The sequence below is a fragment of the Shimia isoporae genome, from assembly GCF_004346865.1.
Lineage (GTDB): Bacteria > Pseudomonadota > Alphaproteobacteria > Rhodobacterales > Rhodobacteraceae > Shimia > Shimia isoporae.
On record NZ_SMGR01000002.1, the window covers coordinates 205314 to 222877 of the forward strand.

Consider the following 17564-nt stretch of genomic DNA (forward strand, 5'->3'; position numbering starts at 1 on the left):
TCGCGCTTTTGCTGGACAGCAGGTTTCCCCTCCGGCAATATTTGATCAAATTATTTGACCTGCTGGAATCAGCCTCCGCAGCCAAGGGAGCCCACCGATGAAAGACGACAACTTCCTCAAGGAAAACAACGCCCGCCACCTCTGGCATCCAATGGGCGCGCCCGCAGACGCGCACAGCACCCCGCCGAAAATCATCAAGGGTGCCGAGGGTGTGAAAATCACCGACATCGACGGGCATTCCACCGTTGACGCCGTTGGTGGTCTCTGGTGCGTGAACCTTGGATACTCCAACGACGTGGTCAAAGAAGCGATCGCCAAACAGCTTTACGATCTGCCTTACTATTCGGCCTTCGCCGGCACCTCCAACCCGCCCGCGATTGAGGCCTCCTACGCCGTGCGCGAGTTTTTTGAGGCCGACGGCATGACCCGCGTATTCTTCACCTCCGGCGGCTCGGACTCGGTTGAAACGGCCCTTCGTCTGGCGCGGCAATACCACCGCCTGCGCGGCGAGCCGACCCGAACCAAATTCCTCAGCCTCAAGAAAGGCTACCACGGCACCCACTTTGGCGGTGCATCCGTGAATGGCAACAACCGCTTCCGCATCAACTACGAACCACTCTTACCTGGGTGCTTCCACCTGCCGAGCCCCTACACCTATCGCAATCCATTCAACGAAACGGACCCTGCAAAGCTCGCCCAGAATATCGCGGCCGCGATGGAAGATGAGATCGCGTTCCAGGATCCACGCACCATCGCCGCCTTCATAATGGAGCCCATTCAGGGTGCCGGGGGCGTGATCGTGCCCGATGCATCCTTTATGAAATTGATGCGCGAGATCTGCGATCGCCATGGCATCCTGTTGATTTCGGATGAAGTCATCACCGGCTTTGGCCGCACAGGCGATTGGTCCGGCGCGCGCCACTGGGGTGTGCAGCCCGACATGATGACCACCGCCAAAGGCATCACTTCGGGCTACTTCCCGGTTGGCGCCTGCATGGTCGGCGACAAGGTGGCCGAGGTCTTTGAAAACGATCAAACCGGCGAGGCGGGCATCTTCCACGGCTATACCTATTCGGCTCACCCCGTTGGTTCGGCGGCAGTCGTCGCGTGTCTCGCCGAGACACAGCGGCTGGATCTGAAAACCAACGCTGCCGCACGGGGCACCCAGCTTTACGAGGGTGTGAAAAAACTGGCCGAGAAATACGACATCATCGGCGATGTCAGGGGCGGGCACGGGCTAATGACCGGCATTGAACTGGTCTCAGACGCATCGGCCAAGACACCGATGGACATGGCCACAATGAAGAAAGTGCACGAAACCACCTATCAGGCCGGCGCGATGGTCCGGCTGGGCATGCACAACATCCTGATGTCACCGCCGTTGACGATCTCCGAAACCGAGGTCGACACCATACTGTCCGCTCTGGATGCCGGTTTCTCTGCCGCTTGATTACGTAAGGCCCGATGCTCTTTGACCGTCGGGCCTTCGCACGTTTTCTCAGACTGTCCCCCAGCCACCGCCGCCCGGCGTTCCCATGCCGAACACCGCCCCCGCAGGCAGGTCGATTTCGTCAAATCCCTTGAGCTCCACCCGTGAGCCGTCCGGCATCTCGGCCCAATTCTCTCCCACAGCCCCCGGCGCACCGCCTGCCACACCAAATGGCGCGACCTCGCGATGGGAACACAGGGTCGTTACGGTCACTGGTTCAAGGAACATAAGGCGTCGCAGCGATCCGTTCCCTCCGGACCATTCTCCCGCCCCGCCTGAACCGTCCCGCACACCAAACTCCTCAAGCCGCACCGGAAACCGTTTTTCCAGAATTTCCGGATCGGTCGAGCGGGTGTTTGTCATATGGGTCTGGACTGCATCGCAGCCGTCAAAACCCGGTCCCGCTCCAGTTCCACCGGCGATGGTTTCATAGTTCTGGAACCGATCATTACCCCAGATGAAATTGTTCATGGTCGCCTGCGAACAGGCCATCACGCCCAGCGCACCATAAAGCGCGTTGCACGTCGCCTGTGAGACTTCGGTATTCCCCGCAATCACAGCCGCCGGGTATACAGGGTTAAGCATCGAGCCATCCGGAACCACGATCCGCAAAGGCTTCAAACAACCTTCATTAAGGGGAATCTCTGCCCCGACCATCGTCCGGAACACATACAGGACCACTGCGCGGCAAACTGCCATCGGCGCATTGTAATTGCCGTGATGCTGCGCGGAGGTGCCTGTGAAATCAATCACTGCCTCACGCGCATCGTGATCCACCGAGACTTTCACCTCAATGCTGGCACCATGATCCATGGGATAGTGAAAAGACCCGTCGTTCAGCCGATCGATCACCCGCCGCACGCTTTCCTCGGCATTGTCCTGCACATGCCCCATATAGGCCTGCACAACGTCTAGCCCATAGTGCGCGACGACCTTCAAAAGCTCGCGTCTACCGGTCTCGTTCGCCGCCACCTGAGCTTTCAGGTCGGCCATGTTCTGGTCCGGATTTCGGGCCGGATACAGGCCGCTCGCCAACACGTCCCTTGCCAAATATTCCTGAAGATCACCGCGGCTGACCAGCCGCACATTGTCGATCAACACCCCTTCGTGATCGATGTGGGTGCTGTCTGGCGGCCCTGAACCGGGAGTCCGACCACCAATATCCGCATGGTGTCCGCGCGACCCCAGCCAGAACACGACTTCGCCGCCGTGAAACACCGGCGTCACCACTGTCACATCCGGCAAATGGGTGCCACCGTTGTACGGAGAGTTCAGCATAAAGGCGTCGCCTTCGTGGATGTCTCCGGCGTTTTCGCGCATCACCGTACGGATGCTTTCTGCCATTGAGCCCAGATGCACCGGCACGTGCGGTGCGTTCGCCACCAGATCGCCTGCGGTGTCAAAAATCGCACAGGAAAAATCGAGCCGTTCCTTGATATTTACAGACCAGGATGTGTTGGCCAAAGTGGCGCCCATCTGGTCCGCAACCGACATGAACAGGTTGTTGAACACCTCCAACAGCACCGGATCCACGTTGGTTCCTGCTGCCCGCTCACGTTTCATTTCCTCCACGCGCTCAAGGATAAGGTTCCCGAAGTCGTCCAATCGAGCTGCCCAACCCGGTTCAACGACGTTTGTCCCCGTCTTTTCGGAGATCACTGCAGGACCCTTGATGACCGCAGATTCACTCAGGCAGTCGCGATCATATAGCGGTATATCTTGCCGGACCCCGCCAACATGCACATCGATCATCGCTTTTGGAGCATCACTGGTGCCAGCCGGTACAGCCCCCGGGGCCTCGCCGGTTTCACCGATGGCTTCCACGCTGAGCATATCAAACAGCAACCCCCGCTCCGGCGAGATGAACCCGAACCGTTGCTTGTGCACCTCTTCAAAGGAGGTCTGCATTTCCTCTGTCGTGCCAAAAGCCACTGCCAGAGGCTGGTGACTGCCCTCGTACCGGAGATGAGCACGCGCCTCGCAACGCACCTTCGAGACGCCCTGCTCTGCCACTTCTGTACGTGCTTCGGCCTCGATACGAGTCAACGCGGCCTTTGCTGCGGCAACATCGGCCAGAGGTGCATCCAGTTGCACTTCCCGCATCGCTCGGATTTCTGCCAAGCCCATACCATAGGCTGACAACACACCTGCATGCGGGTGGATGAAGACTCTTGTCATGCCCAGAGCATCCGCCACAAGACAGGCATGCTGCCCGCCCGCTCCGCCAAAACACTGGAGGGCATAGTCGGTCACATCGTGCCCGCGCTGGACCGAAATTTTCTTGATTGCATTGGCCATGTTGTCGACCGCGATCCGCAGGAAACCTTCTGCCATCTCTTCCGGCGTCCGCACGACGTCACCGGTTTCCTCTGCCACCGCCAAAGCCATCTCGGCAAACTTGGAACGAACCACGTCCACGTCCAGCGGTTGATCACCCTTCGGCCCGAAAACAGGCGGGAAATGATCGGGGTTCAGCTTGCCAAGCATCACGTTGCAATCCGTCACAGTCAGCGGTCCACCGCGCCGATAGCAGGCCGGTCCCGGATCGGCCCCGGCACTTTCCGGCCCCACCTGAAAACGCCCATCCCTGAAACTACAGATCGACCCGCCACCAGCTGCGACGGTGTGGATATCCATCATCGGGGCGCGCATCCGTACGCCTGCGACTTCTGTTTCAAACGACCTCTCATAGTCGCCCGCATAGTGGCTCACATCCGTAGATGTGCCCCCCATGTCAAACCCGATCAAACGGTTGAAGCCCGCTGTTTCGCCGGTCTTGACCATGCCGACAATGCCGCCCGCCGGACCGGACAGAATAGCGTCCCGTCCATGAAACAGGCTGGCGTCGGTCAATCCGCCGTTGGATTGCATAAACAGCAGCCTCTCGCAGGCCGAGCCTACATCAATCGCGTCTGCCACTTGCTCCACATACCGTCGCAAAATCGGACTTAGGTAGGCATCTACGACTGTGGTGTCACCGCGTCCCACCAGCTTCGCCAGGCGCGACACTTCGGAACTTACGGAAATCTGAGTGAACCCGATTTCCCGAGCCATTTTGGCTGCGCGGACCTCATGTTCAGGGTTCAGATAGCCATGTAAGCCCGCGATCGCGATCGCGCGAATGCCGTCGTCAAAAACCGCCTGCATCTGTGTCTTCAGAGCCGGTTCGTCCAGCGGCGTCACAATACCGCCTTCCGCATCCAAACGCTCATCCATCTCGATCACGGTTTCATAGAGAAGGTCAGGCCGTTTGATCTCTAGATCGAACAATCGCGGTCGGGTTTGATACCCGATCAGCAATAGATCCCGAAATCCTTTCGTAATCACCAGCGCCACCCGCTCGCCTTTGCGTTCGAGCAGAGCGTTCGTTGCCACTGTAGTGCCCATTTTTACCGCGCCGATGGAGCCTTCTGCAAAATCGCCGGAGACATCCATCAACTCGCGAATACCCTGCACCGCTGCGTCGCGGTACCGCTCGGGGTTTTCGCTCAGCAGCTTGTGAGTGACCACGGATCCGTCCGGCGTGCGCGCGACGATATCGGTAAAAGTTCCACCCCGGTCGATCCAGAATTCCCACGCGCCACTCATGTCCGCACTCCCCTTAGTAACGCCAAAGGTTTTGGCACCTTTGCGGCGGATGTCAACGCGCTCCCGAAACAACTCCGTTCAACGCACGTATCCTTAAGGGTGACGGACCAGCACATGCATACCGACGTAATGCCGACGCTTTGCAGATGTTTTGCAGACCCGAATTTTCGCCGATTTTCAGAACGTTAACCATCGTTTCTTCTGACTTCGTCAAAGTGTCTGCAAAATCCCGGTCGCACCACTTTACATATTCTGTAATTGGAATATATAAACTCAACACAAGAAACCCGAGGTCCCATGTCGCGATCCGCCAAAATCACCCGCCACCTGCCAATCCTGACGTGGGCGAGGACCTACGATCAAACCACGCTCGGCGCCGACATAATGGCCGCCGTGATCGTCACGATAATGCTCATTCCACAGTCTCTGGCTTACGCTCTGCTTGCAGGCCTGCCGCCAGAGGTTGGGCTTTACGCATCGATCTTGCCTCTTGTGGCATATGCGATCTTCGGCACATCCAGAGTCCTTGCTGTGGGACCTGTTGCGGTCGTGTCTCTGATGACCGCCGCCGCTGTCGGAAATCTCGACCTTCCGACAACCGAAGCCTACATTGCCGCAGCCGTCGCACTTGCCTTTCTTTCAGGTCTGATCCTGACCGCCATGGGCATCATGCGCCTTGGTTTTCTGGCGAATTTTCTTTCCCATCCAGTCATCGCCGGCTTCATCACGGCTTCCGGAATTCTGATCGCGATCAGCCAGCTCAAACACATTCTCGGAATTTCAGCACACGGACATTCCCTTCCCGAACTGCTTGGTTCATTGGGCTCACATCTGCCAGAAACCAATCCGATCACCCTGCTGCTTGGCACGCTAACTCTCGCGTTCCTGTTCTGGACACGCAAGGGCTTGAAGCCGCTGCTTCGTAAACTCGGTGCGTCGTCCGGACTGGCTGATATCGTCACGAAAGCAGGTCCCGTCGCCGCGGTCATCGCAACCACCTTCGCCGTTTATGCCTTTGATCTTACGTCCAAGGGCGTTGCGATTGTCGGCACCGTTCCCACCGGATTGCCGCCAATAGGTCTGCCCGAGTTCGCGCCAGACCTATGGTCGCAACTCTTCTTGTCGGCCCTGCTGATCTCCATCATCGGCTTCGTCGAAAGCGTTTCAGTGGCTCAAACCCTTGCAGCAAAGAATAGACAACGCATTGATCCGGACCAGGAACTCATCGGCTTGGGCACGTCCAACATCGCGTCGGCGATTTCGGGAGGATATCCTGTAACCGGTGGTTTTGCGCGCTCTGTCGTGAATTTCGATGCCGGCGCAAAGACGCCTGCAGCAGGCGCTTTCACGGCAATCGGCATTGCCGGCGCTGCACTTTTCCTGACACCACTTCTGTTCTTCCTGCCCAAAGCCACGCTTGCCGCCACGATCATCGTCGCGGTTCTGAGCCTCGTTGACCTGTCCGTCCTGCGCCATGCATGGGGCTATTCACGGGTTGATTTCGCCGCGGTAGCCACCACGATCGCGCTGACTTTGGGGTTTGGTGTCGAAGTCGGAGTCAGCGCCGGTGTGTTGATTTCGATAGCGCTGCATCTCTACAAGACCTCTCGGCCTCATGTTGCCGAAGTGGGCTTGGTGCCGACGACACAACACTTCCGCAACATCCTGCGCCACAAGGTCGAGACAACGCCAAACCTGATCACGCTGCGCATCGACGAAAGCCTGTATTTCGCAAATGCCCGCTTTCTTGAAGACTATGTCTATGACCGCGTCGTCTGCAACGAACCAATCACCGACGTTGTGCTGATGTGTTCGGCTGTTAACGAGATTGACCTCAGCGCATTGGAGAGCTTGGAAGCCATCAACATGCGCCTCTCGGAACTCGACATCCGCCTGCACCTTTCCGAGGTCAAAGGCCCTGTGATGGACCGCCTCAAACGCAGTCATTTTCTGGAAGATTTGACCGGCCAAGTCTATCTCGCGCAATACGATGCCTGGCGCGATCTCTCCCAGCCGGTCTCCTAGACCGCGGGCGCACCCAATCGCTTACGGCACGGCCCGAAAAGAGCCGCCAACGCGAGGATCACACCGGAAACAGTCGCGATCATGCCTGCCGCGCTAACGGCATTGTCAAAGCCGAACCAGATCGGCCCGTATCCTGCGAGGACATAACCCAGAACCGCTGACATCATGGCGAAGCCAACGCTCCAGGCGACTTGGGCCTCAAGCCTGTTTGTCATCAGCCGCGCTGCCGCAGGCGGACAAATGAACATTGCGATCACGATGATCGAGCCTACCGCATCAAATGACGCAACCGCTGCGATGGCCGCCACCACAACCAGCGCGAGCCCAATACCTTTGGTGCGCATCCCCATGGTCTGGGCAAAACCTTCGTCAAAAGTCGAAAGCACCAGAGGTCGCCAGAACACCCACAAAAAACCCGCGACACCGACAAGCGCGATTGCCACGCGAAACAACTCGACCGGCAAACCCGCAAGTGCCGAGGGATCGGCAAGGCTCTCCCAACCAACAGCGTCCAGCCAGATCAGGCTTTCCAGATTGCCATAAAGCGCATGCTCTACGTCGAGATGCACGCCAGATGTGTCGGATTGCTCCAGCAACAGAACCCCCGCTGCAAACAAGGTGGTAAAGGTCAGCCCCATTGCGGCACCGGGCTCGATGCTACCCAGCCGCCTGATTGCCTCGATCATCACCACTGCCAAAACAGCCGCCCCAGCTGCGCCCAATAGCATTGGTGCCGCTGCCACAACGCCGGTCACGAGAAAAGCAACAACAATCCCCGGAAGAACAACGTGGCTGATCGCATCTCCGATCAAGGCTTGCCGACGCAAGACCAGAAAGTTGCCCGGCAGCGCACAGGCAACCGCCGCAAAAACACCAATCAGGAGAGGCGTCAGCGACAGAGGGACAAACTCCGCGCCGCTCATACTGTCACGCCTCGCGGGCCGCCAATCCGCCTGTCAATTTCCGCAATCTGATCGCTGGTCAAAACCGTTTCGATTTCCCGCAAACCGTCATACATCGCAGCCGCGCTTTCGAACGCCTGATCCGCACGCACGAACTCCCATCGCTTTTCATCCCGCAGCGCCTTCGCAGCCCGTGCCTTCCCATCTTCCGTCGCAACGCCATCCGCGTGGGCGAGCCCCGCGCGCTTCAACAGATTTAACGTGAAACGCTCATAGATCGGCTGTCCCGATGCCAGCGCCAACAACCCTTGCCGCATGTGGACACGCCGCTGAAATCGGCGATGTCGCAAAGCAACTGCAAGCAAACCGCGTCCCGGCGCAAGCAACAGAGACACAGCAAACAGAGCAAAGCTCGTTAGCACAATGATAGGACCAGTCGGCAGCGCTGGCGCAGTTGCTGAAAGCGCCGCTCCAGCCCAAGCCGCAAGCCCACCGCAGGCACCCGAAATCAGGGCCATCCGATCAGTCCGATCAGTCCAAAAACGCGCCGTAACTGGTGGTATAATCAACATTGCCACAATCAGGACCAGGCCGACCACTTTGAGACCGACCACAGTCACCGCCATTGCCAAGCCCATGATCGCCAAGTCCACCCGCTGCACGTTGACGCCACTGGCTGCGGCGAATTCCGGATCAAAGGCCACCAGACTCATGGGGCGACGCAAGGCAACCACCAACAAGAGCGTTAGCAACCCTCCCACTGCGATCACAACCGCATCGTTGAACAACATGCCGGCGGTCGACCCGAGCAAAAACCCTTCAAGTCCGGCGGCCCGACCCGCGCTAAGCGTCTGGATAACCGTGAGCAATACCACGCCAAAGCCAAAGAAAACGGACAGCACCGCCCCGATCGCCGCATCTTCCGCCAAGCGTGTGCGCCCTGTCAGCCAGTTCACGCATAAAAGGCCAAGCCACGAAGACACGGCTGCTCCCAAAAGCAAAAATGGCAAGTTGCGGCCGTCACTTCCCAGCGCCACCATCACGATAAAGGCAAGCGCCACGCCCGGCAAAGTGGCATGGCTGATGGCGTCACTCACGAGCGCGCGCTTTCTCAAATAGAGAAATGTTCCTGTAACACCTGCCGCCACGCCAAGCAGCGCAGCCCCCACAGTCACCAGTGTGGCATTGTATCCAAGCTGTAGCGTCAGCGCGTCCCAAAGCATGGGATCACCCCGCGACCAGATCCAGTTGATCTATCTGGCCGGTGGCCAAACGACCACCATAAGTCTTGTCGAGGTTTTCTGCAGTAAAGGCCTCCTCAACGGTGCCTTCGGCAATCTTGCGCGTATTGATCAGGAACACGCGATCAAAATACTCCGCGACTGTCGCAAGATCATGGTGTACCGCAACAACGGTCTTGCCTTGCGCCTTCAAGGACTTGAGCACATCAATGATGGCTTTCTCGGTCGCAGCATCCACGCCGGCAAATGGCTCGTCCAAAAGATAGAGGTCCGCCTCTTGGGCAAGTGCCCGTGCAAGAAACACACGTTGTTGTTGCCCGCCCGAAAGCTGGCCAATCTGCCGATCCGCAAAATCTGCCATTCCGACCCGCTCCAAGCAGGCCATCGCCTTCGCGCGATGCTGCCCGCGGATACGCCTCAAAAGACCCAACTCCCGGTACAGGCCCATCAGTACGACATCAATCACTCGCGTCGGGAAATCCCAGTCCACGCTTGCCCGCTGTGGCACATAGGCGATACGGCTACGCTCCTTGTCCAGCGGTTTGCCAAACACCGAAACTTGCCCCGCCAATGAGGAGACCACACCCAAGGCTGCCTTCAACAGCGTGGATTTGCCCGCGCCGTTCGGTCCAATGATCGCGGTCATTGAGCCTTCTGCTACGGTCATGTCAACAGAGAAAACCACCGGAGTCTGGCCATAGCTTACGGTCATCCCGCGCACTGCCATCGGGCTTGCATCAAGCCCTGGCCCTGTAGGGATCATCCCATCGTTTGCTGCCAATTCCACGGTCATTCGTCCAACCTCAGCTTCCAGCCGACAACTTGCCATTCAGGCCACGATCAGGCGCTTCACCACCCAACGCAGATGCAATCACGGTGACATTATGGTCGATCATGCCCACATAAGTGCCTTCATAGGTCCCCTCGGTCCCCATGGCGTCACTGAACAATTCGCCACCAATCTTGACGTCATGGCCCTTGGCCGCAGCTCCTTCGATCACCGCCCGCATGGAACGGTCTGAAACCGAGCTTTCTACAAAAACCGCACCAATCTTGCGCTCTACCAGCATGTCCACCAGCGCGCTGATCCGGTTCAAACCAGCCTCGGATTCGGTGGAAATACCCTGAATGCCCATGACCTCAAAATCGTAGGCTGTGCCGAAATACCCAAACGCGTCATGCGCCGTAAGCAACACACGGGACTCTGCGTTAACCGTTGCCAAAGTGCGATTGGCGTAGTCTGCCAATACGCGTAACTCGTCCGCAAACGCCGACGCATTCGCCTCAAACACTGCGCGTTGCTCAGGCCTCGCTTCAATCAGGGCATCGCGCACGCGCTCCGCGACCAGTACCCAAATCTTCGGGTCCATCCATACGTGCGGGTCGTATTTGTCGTTGTAATCGTCATGTCCACGCAAAAGATCGCGCGGCAACTTGTCGGTTACTGAAACAACGGAACCGCGTTTTTCTAGCTTGTGAAAGAAGTCTTCCATTTGCGCTTCGAGATACAGACCGTGCCAGAAAACAATGTCCGCACGGGTCATTGCAACGATGTCAGAACGAGTCTGGCGATAAGCATGCGGGTCCACGCCAGGCCCCATCAGACCCCGAACTTCCACCATGTCGCCACCTATCCGGCGCACGGTGTCCGCGATCATGCCAGTGGTGGCTACAACGTTCAATTTGCCTGCCGCAAAACTTGCCCTCGGCGCAACGGCAAAGCCGGCGGCGGCACTCAAAATGAACTGTCTGCGAGAGAATCGCATTTATCACCTCTGTTTTCAGTCAAATTGAATATGAGAACCATTCTCAATACTGTCAACGCAATTGCGACTTATTCTCATATTTTTTCTGACCATAAGATCAAAAAAATGCAGATTCACGCTTTCTAAATCTTGCATCGGTTACGTGATCTGAGTCATTTTGGACCTGTTTTCCTCAACAGGATGGATCGATGCAGACGCCCACCATTTCCGCCGAAGGGCACCAGCTGCCTACGGCGATTGAACCGCGCAACCCCGGCATGCCGCTGGACCTCGATTGGGTCCGCACGGCACAGGCGAATACTTCGGCGATCGAACGCCGTGCTAAGACCTTGCCGGGTCGACGTTCGGTCAAGAAAGACCATCAAGCCGCATGGCTCTGCAAGGCGATCTCGCTGATTGACCTGACCACGCTATCTGGTGACGACAGCGAAGGCCGCGTCGAACGTCTTTGTGCAAAAGCCAGACAACCGGTCCGTGCTGACATTCTGGAAGCTTTGGGCATGGAAGGCCTCACAACGGGTGCTGTCTGCGTTTATCACGACATGATCGAAACCGCCGTGAGCGCTCTCAAGGGAACCGGTATCCCGGTCGCAGCTGTGTCGACCGGGTTCCCGGCGGGCCTGTCACCCTATCACCTGCGGATCGCAGAAATTGGAGAGAGCGTCAAAGCAGGCGCGGAAGAAATCGACATCGTCATCACCCGCCGCCACGTCCTTCAGGGCAATTGGCAGGCGCTCTATGATGAAATGAAAGAGATGCGCGAAGCTTGCGGAGACGCCCACGTTAAGGCGATCCTCGCCACGGGTGAACTCGGAACCTTGCGCAACGTCGCACGCGCCTCACTTGTCTGCATGATGGCTGGTGCCGACTTCATCAAAACGTCCACAGGCAAGGAAAGCGTCAACGCGACCCTTCCAGTCTCTCTTGTTATGATCCGTGCCATTCGGGATTACTATGACCAAACCGGATACCGTGTTGGCTACAAACCGGCAGGCGGAATCTCCAAAGCCAAAGACGCTTTGGTGTACCTCTCACTGATAAAAGACGAACTTGGCGACCGCTGGTTGCAACCCGACCTCTTCCGCTTCGGTGCCTCGTCCCTGCTGGGCGACATCGAGCGTCAACTCGAACATCACCTTACCGGCCACTACTCAGCCGGATACCGCCACGCGATGGGATAATGACATGACCGTAAACGCAGCAAATTGGCCAAACGCCAAAGAATATTTCGCTAAACTTGCAACCGGACTGGCCGACGAACCCGGCCGGACGGCATTTCTTTACACCCAATCCCAAATCCGTGAGAGTGACGACGCTCAAAAACTCTACATAGGTCGTGCCGGCAGCGGCGGCATCGAGTTCGTGTTTTGCCGTGGAGAGAAAGGCGTCTGGGCCTACTATCCGATCGACGATGAATTGCGCATGCTGGCCGAAGACGTGAGCGACTTCATCGAAGGCTGGCGCACTGACACAATCAAGGTATGACCCATATGACCGTGAAAGAAATTTTCGAAACCATGGATTATGGCCCTGCCCCCGAAAGTGCCGGCGATGCGCTGGCTTGGATTGTCGATCAGGGCGCGGCCTTCGGGCACTTCATCGACGGCGACTGGACGGCACCGCGCAAAGACTTCCAGTCCAAGAACCCGGCAAACGGCGAAACCCTCGCTGATCTGACACAAGCCACGCAGGACGAAGTCAACGCTGCGGTCACGGCTGCGCGCAAAGCCCAAGGCAAATGGGAAAGTCTCGGCGGTCACGGCCGCGCGAAGTATCTTTATGCCATTGCACGCCTTCTGCAGAAACACAGCCGTCTCTTTGCGGTTCTGGAAACGCTGGATAACGGCAAACCGATCCGCGAAAGCCGCGACATCGACATCCCGCTGGTGCAGCGCCATTTCTACTACCACGCAGGCATGGCCCAACTGATGGAAGCCGAACTGCCCAATGCTCAGGCTCTGGGCGTGTGCGGCCAGATCATCCCTTGGAACTTCCCGTTATTGATGCTCGCGTGGAAAGTCGCACCGGCACTGGCTATGGGCAACACAGTGGTTCTGAAACCTGCGGAATATACTTCGCTTACAGCGTTGGCTTTTGCCGACATCTGTCAACAGGCGGGCCTACCCGCGGGCGTTGTGAACATCGTCACCGGCGATGGTGCGGTTGGCGAAATGATCACCGCGCACGAAGACATCAACAAGGTAGCGTTCACCGGCTCAACCGAGGTGGGCAAACGCATTCGCGAAGCGACGGCGGGATCCGGTAAGTCGCTGACTTTGGAACTCGGTGGCAAGTCCCCTTACATCGTGTTTGACGACGCGGACATCGACAGCGCGATTGAAGGCCTTGTTGACGCCATCTGGTTCAATCAGGGTCAGGTCTGCTGCGCCGGCTCCCGTCTTCTGGTTCAGGAAGGCATCTCCGAAAAGTTCCACACCAAACTCAAAGCCCGCATGGACGGGCTACGCCTTGGCAACCCACTCGACAAATGCATCGACGTGGGAGCGGTTGTGGATCCAGTGCAATTGCAGACCATCACCCAGATGGTTGACGGCAACACCGAGGGCGAAACCTACAAGGCTGCCGTCGATATGCCGCTCGAGGGCTGCTTCTACCCGCCAACACTGATCACCGGCCTCGCGCCTTCATCAAAGTTGATGCAGGAAGAGATCTTCGGACCAGTACTGGTTTCGACCACCTTCCGCACGCCGTCCGAAGCCGTCCAGCTGGCGAACAACACGCGCTACGGGTTGGCGGCAACTCTCTGGACTGAAAACGTGAACCTCGCGCTCGACATCGCGCCCAAACTGGTCGCCGGTGTTGTGTGGGTGAACGCCACCAACCTGTTTGATGCTGCTGCCGGTTTCGGCGGCGTGCGCGAAAGCGGCTATGGGCGTGAAGGCGGCTGGGAAGGTCTCTCGGCCTACACGAAACCCAAGGGCACTGCGAAAGCCCTCAAGCCTGTCGAACCCTTCTCCGGCGACAAAGGTCCGCTTGATCCGCTGGACCGCACGCCGAAACTCTACATCGGTGGCAAACAGGCGCGTCCTGATGGCGGTTACAGCCAGAACATCTACGGCAAAAACGGCGCGCTCCTGGGCCAGGCCCCGATCGCGAACCGTAAGGATGTCCGTAACGCCGTTGAAGCTGCGCATGCGGCCAAAGGCTGGTCCGGCACTACTGGTCACCTGCGCGCGCAGATCCTCTACTACATCGCGGAAAACTTGTCCGCTCGCAGCGAAGAATTTGCGCACCGCATCAATGCGTTGACCGGTGGCAAACAGGGTGAGGCAGAAGTGGAAACTTCCATTCGCCGCCTCTTCACTTATGCCGCGTGGGCCGACAAATACGACGGACAGGCACATGGTGTCCCGATCCGCGGCGTTGCGCTTGCGATGAAGGAACCTGTGGGCGTGATCGGCGCGCTTTGTCCAGACGAAACTCCACTTCTGGGACTGGTCTCTGTCATGGCGCCAGCCATCGCAATGGGCAATCGCACGGTACTGATCGCATCCCAAGCCTATCCGCTTGCCGCAACAGATTTCTATCAGGTTCTGGAAACTTCAGATGTGCCAGGTGGTGTCGTAAACATCCTAACGGGCCAGCACAGTGACCTCGCGAAGCCGCTCGCAGGTCACATGGACGTTGACGCAACTTGGTCGTTCTCATCGACTGATCTGTCCGCTGAAATCGAACGTGAAAGCGCGGGCAACCTAAAGCGCACATGGGTCAACAATGGCCTTGCGCGGGACTGGTTTGGCGCCGAGGGAGAGGGCCGCGCTTTCTTGCAAGCCGCGACCGAGGTGAAGAATATCTGGGTGCCCTACGGCGAATAAGTCGCAACACCCGAAAAACGACAAAGGGCGGCCGCATCCGGCCGCCCTTTTCATTTCAAAATGCTGTGGCTCAAACGCCTTCCGGCTTGCCAACCACAACAAAAGTCAACGCATCTGGATCCAGCAATTCCTTCGCAACGCGATTGACGTCTTCAACTGTCACGGCGTTGACGTAGTCATTCCGGTTCACGATATAGTCGCGCGGCATCCCGTCCATCTGCATACCCACCATGATGGTTGCAATGGCCCCATTGCCGTCAAATCGAAGTGGATAGGCGCCGGTTAGAAGCGCCTTTGCCTTTTCAACCTCTTCCTCGGTGGCGCCGTTTTCGGCCATCTTGGCCCATTCTTCGCGAATAACAGAGATCGATTCCGCGATCCGATTGTTGGCGCTGGAGACCGACCCCATGTAGATGTCTGCCTGATCGCGAAGAACGAGATACGAATAGACGCCATAGGTAAGGCCCCGTTTCTTGCGCACTTCATTCATCAAACGGCTCTCGAAGCCGCCGCCGCCCAGCACCACGTTCAGTACATAGGCAGCAAAAAAGTCCTCGTCATCGCGGTGAATCCCGGGCTGCGCAAAGAGCGCAACAGATTGCGGTGTATCAAAGTCCACAACATCTGCTCCGCCTGAGAAACTGACCTCCGCTTTGCCTGGTAAAGGCGCGCCAGTTTCGGGCAAATCTCCAAGAAGCGCATCCAGCATCGGGCCCAATTCTTCGGCGGTCACGTCGCCGACCACCCCTACAAATAGCCTATCCTTGGCCAAAGCCCCCTTGTGTGCAGCGACAAGATCATCACGCGTCAAAGCGGAAACGCTTTCAATCGTTCCTTCGCCAGAGGTCGCGTACGGGTGATCCCCGTATGTCAAGGCGCTCAAACGTTTCCCAGCGATCTTGTCAGGGTCTTTCAGGCTGCTGCGCAAGCCGGAAAGTACTTGGCTCCGAACGCGCTCGACGGCCACTTCGGGGAAAGTCGGATCCACCAGTGACAAACGCAAAAGGTCGAGCGCCTCGTCTTGGTTTTCGGTCAAGAAACGCGCTGAAATCGACACAGCATCAGCATTGCTGTCATAGCCAAACTGAGCCGCCAGAGCCTCGCTCTCACGTGCGAACCCCTGCGCATCCAGCCCTCCGGCGCCTTCTTCCAACAAGCCGACCATGAGGTTCGTCGCCCCTCGCTTGCCAGCCGCATCAAGCGACGTCCCACCGCGGAACCGCAATTCCATCGCCACAAAAGGGATAGATGGCTCTTCTACAAGCCACGCCTTGATGCCGCCCGGTGAGGTTACTTCCTTAATGTTGATTTCAGCCCAAGCCGGTACCGCGACCACAACAGCTACAAATGCCAAAACTAACCGGATCATTGCGTGACCTCCTCTTCGCCCATCAACCAGCCGGTTACGGAACGGCGCTTGTCAAAAACCTGCTTTGCGGCGGCTATGATGTCTTCCTCGGTCACTGCCTGCAAAATCTCCGGCCAAGCCTGAATGTCCTCGATCTCCAACCCAGCGGTCAGCGCGCGCCCGTACCGGTTGGCTACGCTGTTCACACTGTCGCGTTCATAAATCTGGGCTGCGCGCAGTTGCATTTTGATACGATCAAGCTGATCACTATCCACACCGGTCTCGATAAACTCGGCAACAACCGCGTCCATCGCAACTTCGGCTTCCTCCAGCGACACGCCTGGTACAGGAACCACTACGAAATCAAACGTGGTCTCATCCAGAGACGTTCCGTTATACCAGCTCGCCGCATACACAACCTTCTTTTGCTCGAACTGCAATTTCTGGCTCAGTATCGAGGTCTGTCCACCTCCCAAGATTTCCGCAAGCAAAGTCAACGCGGCGGCTGTCTCCTGATCACCAGGGTTGCGTTCAGGCGCGAGGTATGAGCGCGTGACATATGGTTGGGCGACCCTCGGGTCTTCGTACGTTAACCGACGCGGACTGATTTGCGGCGGCTCTTTGGTTCGCACCCGCTCGGGCAAATCCGGATTGGCAGGAATGACACCGTAGTACTTTTCTGCCAGCGCCTTTACATCTTCTGGATCGACATCACCGGCTACGAGTAGGATCGCATTATTGGGAGCATAATATGTGTCATAGAATTCCCGCGCATCTTCCAGCGATAACGCTTCCATTTCATGCCGCCAGCCGATTACAGGAACCCCGTACCGATGGTTCTGATACTGCGCCGCACTCAGTTGTTCGCGAAACAGAGAACCGGGACTGTTTTCAACCCGTTGATTGCGCTCCTCAATGATAACGTCCCGTTCGGTCAGCACTTCTTCGGGCTGCAGGAGCAGGTTTACCATCCTGTCGCTTTCCATCTGCATCATCAGCTCGAGCCGGTCGCTGGCAACACGCTGGTGGTAGGCCGTCATGTCGTAACTGGTGAATGCATTGTCCCGTCCGCCATTGGCTGCAACGGTGGCAGAAAACTCGCCACTCTCCATGTTTTCCGTGCTTTTGAACAGCAGGTGTTCGAGAAAGTGCGCAATGCCGGACACACCGGGCTTCTCATCGGCTGATCCAGCTTTGTACCAGACCATATGCATCACCACTGGTGCGCGATGGTCTTCAACGACCACCACCTGCATTCCGTTGTCCAGCATGAAATCGGTGACGAGTTCGTTGGCGCGCAATGGCAAGGCGAATACCGCCGCACCAAGGGCCAATGCAAAGAGTCGCAACATGCGAAAAAGCTCCGTTT

The 17564-nt window shown here is 57.6% G+C and carries 12 protein-coding genes; 5 read left to right on the forward strand and 7 right to left on the reverse strand.

The window, feature by feature from the left end:
- Positions 1 to 97 precede the first annotated feature (97 nt).
- Positions 98 to 1450 (forward strand): aminotransferase class III-fold pyridoxal phosphate-dependent enzyme, encoded by a 1353-nt coding sequence (locus tag BXY66_RS12620; protein WP_132860601.1) that lies wholly within the window; start codon positions 98 to 100, stop codon positions 1448 to 1450.
- A gap of 48 nt (positions 1451 to 1498) precedes the next feature.
- On the opposite strand, the gene BXY66_RS12625 is transcribed toward BXY66_RS12620, so the two are convergent.
- Complete coding sequence (locus BXY66_RS12625; protein ID WP_132860602.1) at positions 1499 to 5077, reverse strand: hydantoinase B/oxoprolinase family protein; 3579 nt, start codon at positions 5075 to 5077, stop codon at positions 1499 to 1501.
- Between the two features lie 297 nt (positions 5078 to 5374).
- On the opposite strand from BXY66_RS12625, the gene BXY66_RS12630 reads away from it, so the two are divergent.
- Positions 5375 to 7102 (forward strand): SulP family inorganic anion transporter, encoded by a 1728-nt coding sequence (locus BXY66_RS12630; RefSeq protein WP_132860603.1) that lies wholly within the window; start codon positions 5375 to 5377, stop codon positions 7100 to 7102.
- Here the strand turns inward: BXY66_RS12630 and BXY66_RS12635 are convergent.
- Genes BXY66_RS12635 through BXY66_RS12650 form a run of 4 tightly spaced genes read right to left on the reverse strand, consistent with a single transcriptional unit; the run spans position 7099 to position 11011 of the window.
- Positions 7099 to 8025, reverse strand: a complete 927-nt coding sequence (locus BXY66_RS12635) for a metal ABC transporter permease (RefSeq protein WP_132860604.1) — start codon at positions 8023 to 8025, stop codon at positions 7099 to 7101. The genes BXY66_RS12630 and BXY66_RS12635 overlap by 4 nt on opposite strands.
- Entirely contained in the window at positions 8022 to 9227 is a 1206-nt protein-coding gene (locus BXY66_RS12640) for a metal ABC transporter permease (protein WP_132860605.1), read from the reverse strand. Before BXY66_RS12640 ends, BXY66_RS12635 begins: the two co-directional genes overlap by 4 nt.
- A 4-nt stretch (positions 9228 to 9231) precedes the next feature.
- On the reverse strand, positions 9232 to 10038 hold the full coding sequence (locus BXY66_RS12645; RefSeq protein WP_132860606.1) for a metal ABC transporter ATP-binding protein: 807 nt from the start codon (positions 10036 to 10038) through the stop codon (positions 9232 to 9234).
- Between the two features lie 10 nt (positions 10039 to 10048).
- Positions 10049 to 11011, reverse strand: coding sequence for a metal ABC transporter solute-binding protein, Zn/Mn family (locus BXY66_RS12650; RefSeq protein ID WP_132860607.1), 963 nt, complete (start codon positions 11009 to 11011; stop codon positions 10049 to 10051).
- A gap of 188 nt (positions 11012 to 11199) precedes the next feature.
- On the opposite strand from BXY66_RS12650, the gene deoC reads away from it, so the two are divergent.
- The 3 genes from deoC to BXY66_RS12665 are packed head-to-tail and all read left to right on the forward strand — an operon-like array spanning position 11200 to position 14847.
- Positions 11200 to 12192 carry a deoxyribose-phosphate aldolase gene (gene deoC / locus BXY66_RS12655; RefSeq protein WP_132860608.1) on the forward strand — a complete coding sequence of 331 codons (993 nt, stop codon included), beginning with the start codon at positions 11200 to 11202 and terminating at the stop codon, positions 12190 to 12192.
- A 4-nt stretch (positions 12193 to 12196) separates the two neighbouring features.
- The gene (locus tag BXY66_RS12660; RefSeq protein ID WP_132860609.1) at positions 12197 to 12496 is read left to right on the forward strand and encodes a hypothetical protein; all 300 of its coding nucleotides are present in this window, start codon (positions 12197 to 12199) and stop codon (positions 12494 to 12496) included.
- Positions 12497 to 12501: 5 nt separating this feature from the next.
- The gene (locus tag BXY66_RS12665) at positions 12502 to 14847 is read left to right on the forward strand and encodes an aldehyde dehydrogenase family protein (RefSeq protein ID WP_132860610.1); all 2346 of its coding nucleotides are present in this window, start codon (positions 12502 to 12504) and stop codon (positions 14845 to 14847) included.
- A 70-nt stretch (positions 14848 to 14917) separates the two neighbouring features.
- On the opposite strand, the gene BXY66_RS12670 is transcribed toward BXY66_RS12665, so the two are convergent.
- On the reverse strand, positions 14918 to 16216 hold the full coding sequence (locus tag BXY66_RS12670) for a M16 family metallopeptidase (RefSeq protein WP_132860611.1): 1299 nt from the start codon (positions 16214 to 16216) through the stop codon (positions 14918 to 14920).
- Entirely contained in the window at positions 16213 to 17547 is a 1335-nt protein-coding gene (locus BXY66_RS12675; protein ID WP_132860612.1) for a M16 family metallopeptidase, read from the reverse strand. Before BXY66_RS12675 ends, BXY66_RS12670 begins: the two co-directional genes overlap by 4 nt.
- Positions 17548 to 17564 lie beyond the last annotated feature (17 nt).

Coding starts and splice junctions, on each gene's coding strand:
- deoC (WP_132860608.1), top strand. CDS start 11,200: ATGCAGACGCCCACCATTTCCGCCGAAGGGCACCAGCTGCCTACGGCG.
- BXY66_RS12620 (WP_132860601.1), top strand. CDS start 98: ATGAAAGACGACAACTTCCTCAAGGAAAACAACGCCCGCCACCTCTGG.
- BXY66_RS12645 (WP_132860606.1), bottom strand. CDS start 10,038: ATGACCGTGGAATTGGCAGCAAACGATGGGATGATCCCTACAGGGCCA.
- BXY66_RS12670 (WP_132860611.1), bottom strand. CDS start 16,216: ATGATCCGGTTAGTTTTGGCATTTGTAGCTGTTGTGGTCGCGGTACCG.
- BXY66_RS12665 (WP_132860610.1), top strand. CDS start 12,502: ATGACCGTGAAAGAAATTTTCGAAACCATGGATTATGGCCCTGCCCCC.
- BXY66_RS12660 (WP_132860609.1), top strand. CDS start 12,197: ATGACCGTAAACGCAGCAAATTGGCCAAACGCCAAAGAATATTTCGCT.
- BXY66_RS12650 (WP_132860607.1), bottom strand. CDS start 11,011: ATGCGATTCTCTCGCAGACAGTTCATTTTGAGTGCCGCCGCCGGCTTT.
- BXY66_RS12635 (WP_132860604.1), bottom strand. CDS start 8,025: ATGAGCGGCGCGGAGTTTGTCCCTCTGTCGCTGACGCCTCTCCTGATT.
- BXY66_RS12625 (WP_132860602.1), bottom strand. CDS start 5,077: ATGAGTGGCGCGTGGGAATTCTGGATCGACCGGGGTGGAACTTTTACC.
- BXY66_RS12630 (WP_132860603.1), top strand. CDS start 5,375: ATGTCGCGATCCGCCAAAATCACCCGCCACCTGCCAATCCTGACGTGG.
- BXY66_RS12675 (WP_132860612.1), bottom strand. CDS start 17,547: ATGTTGCGACTCTTTGCATTGGCCCTTGGTGCGGCGGTATTCGCCTTG.
- BXY66_RS12640 (WP_132860605.1), bottom strand. CDS start 9,227: ATGCTTTGGGACGCGCTGACGCTACAGCTTGGATACAATGCCACACTG.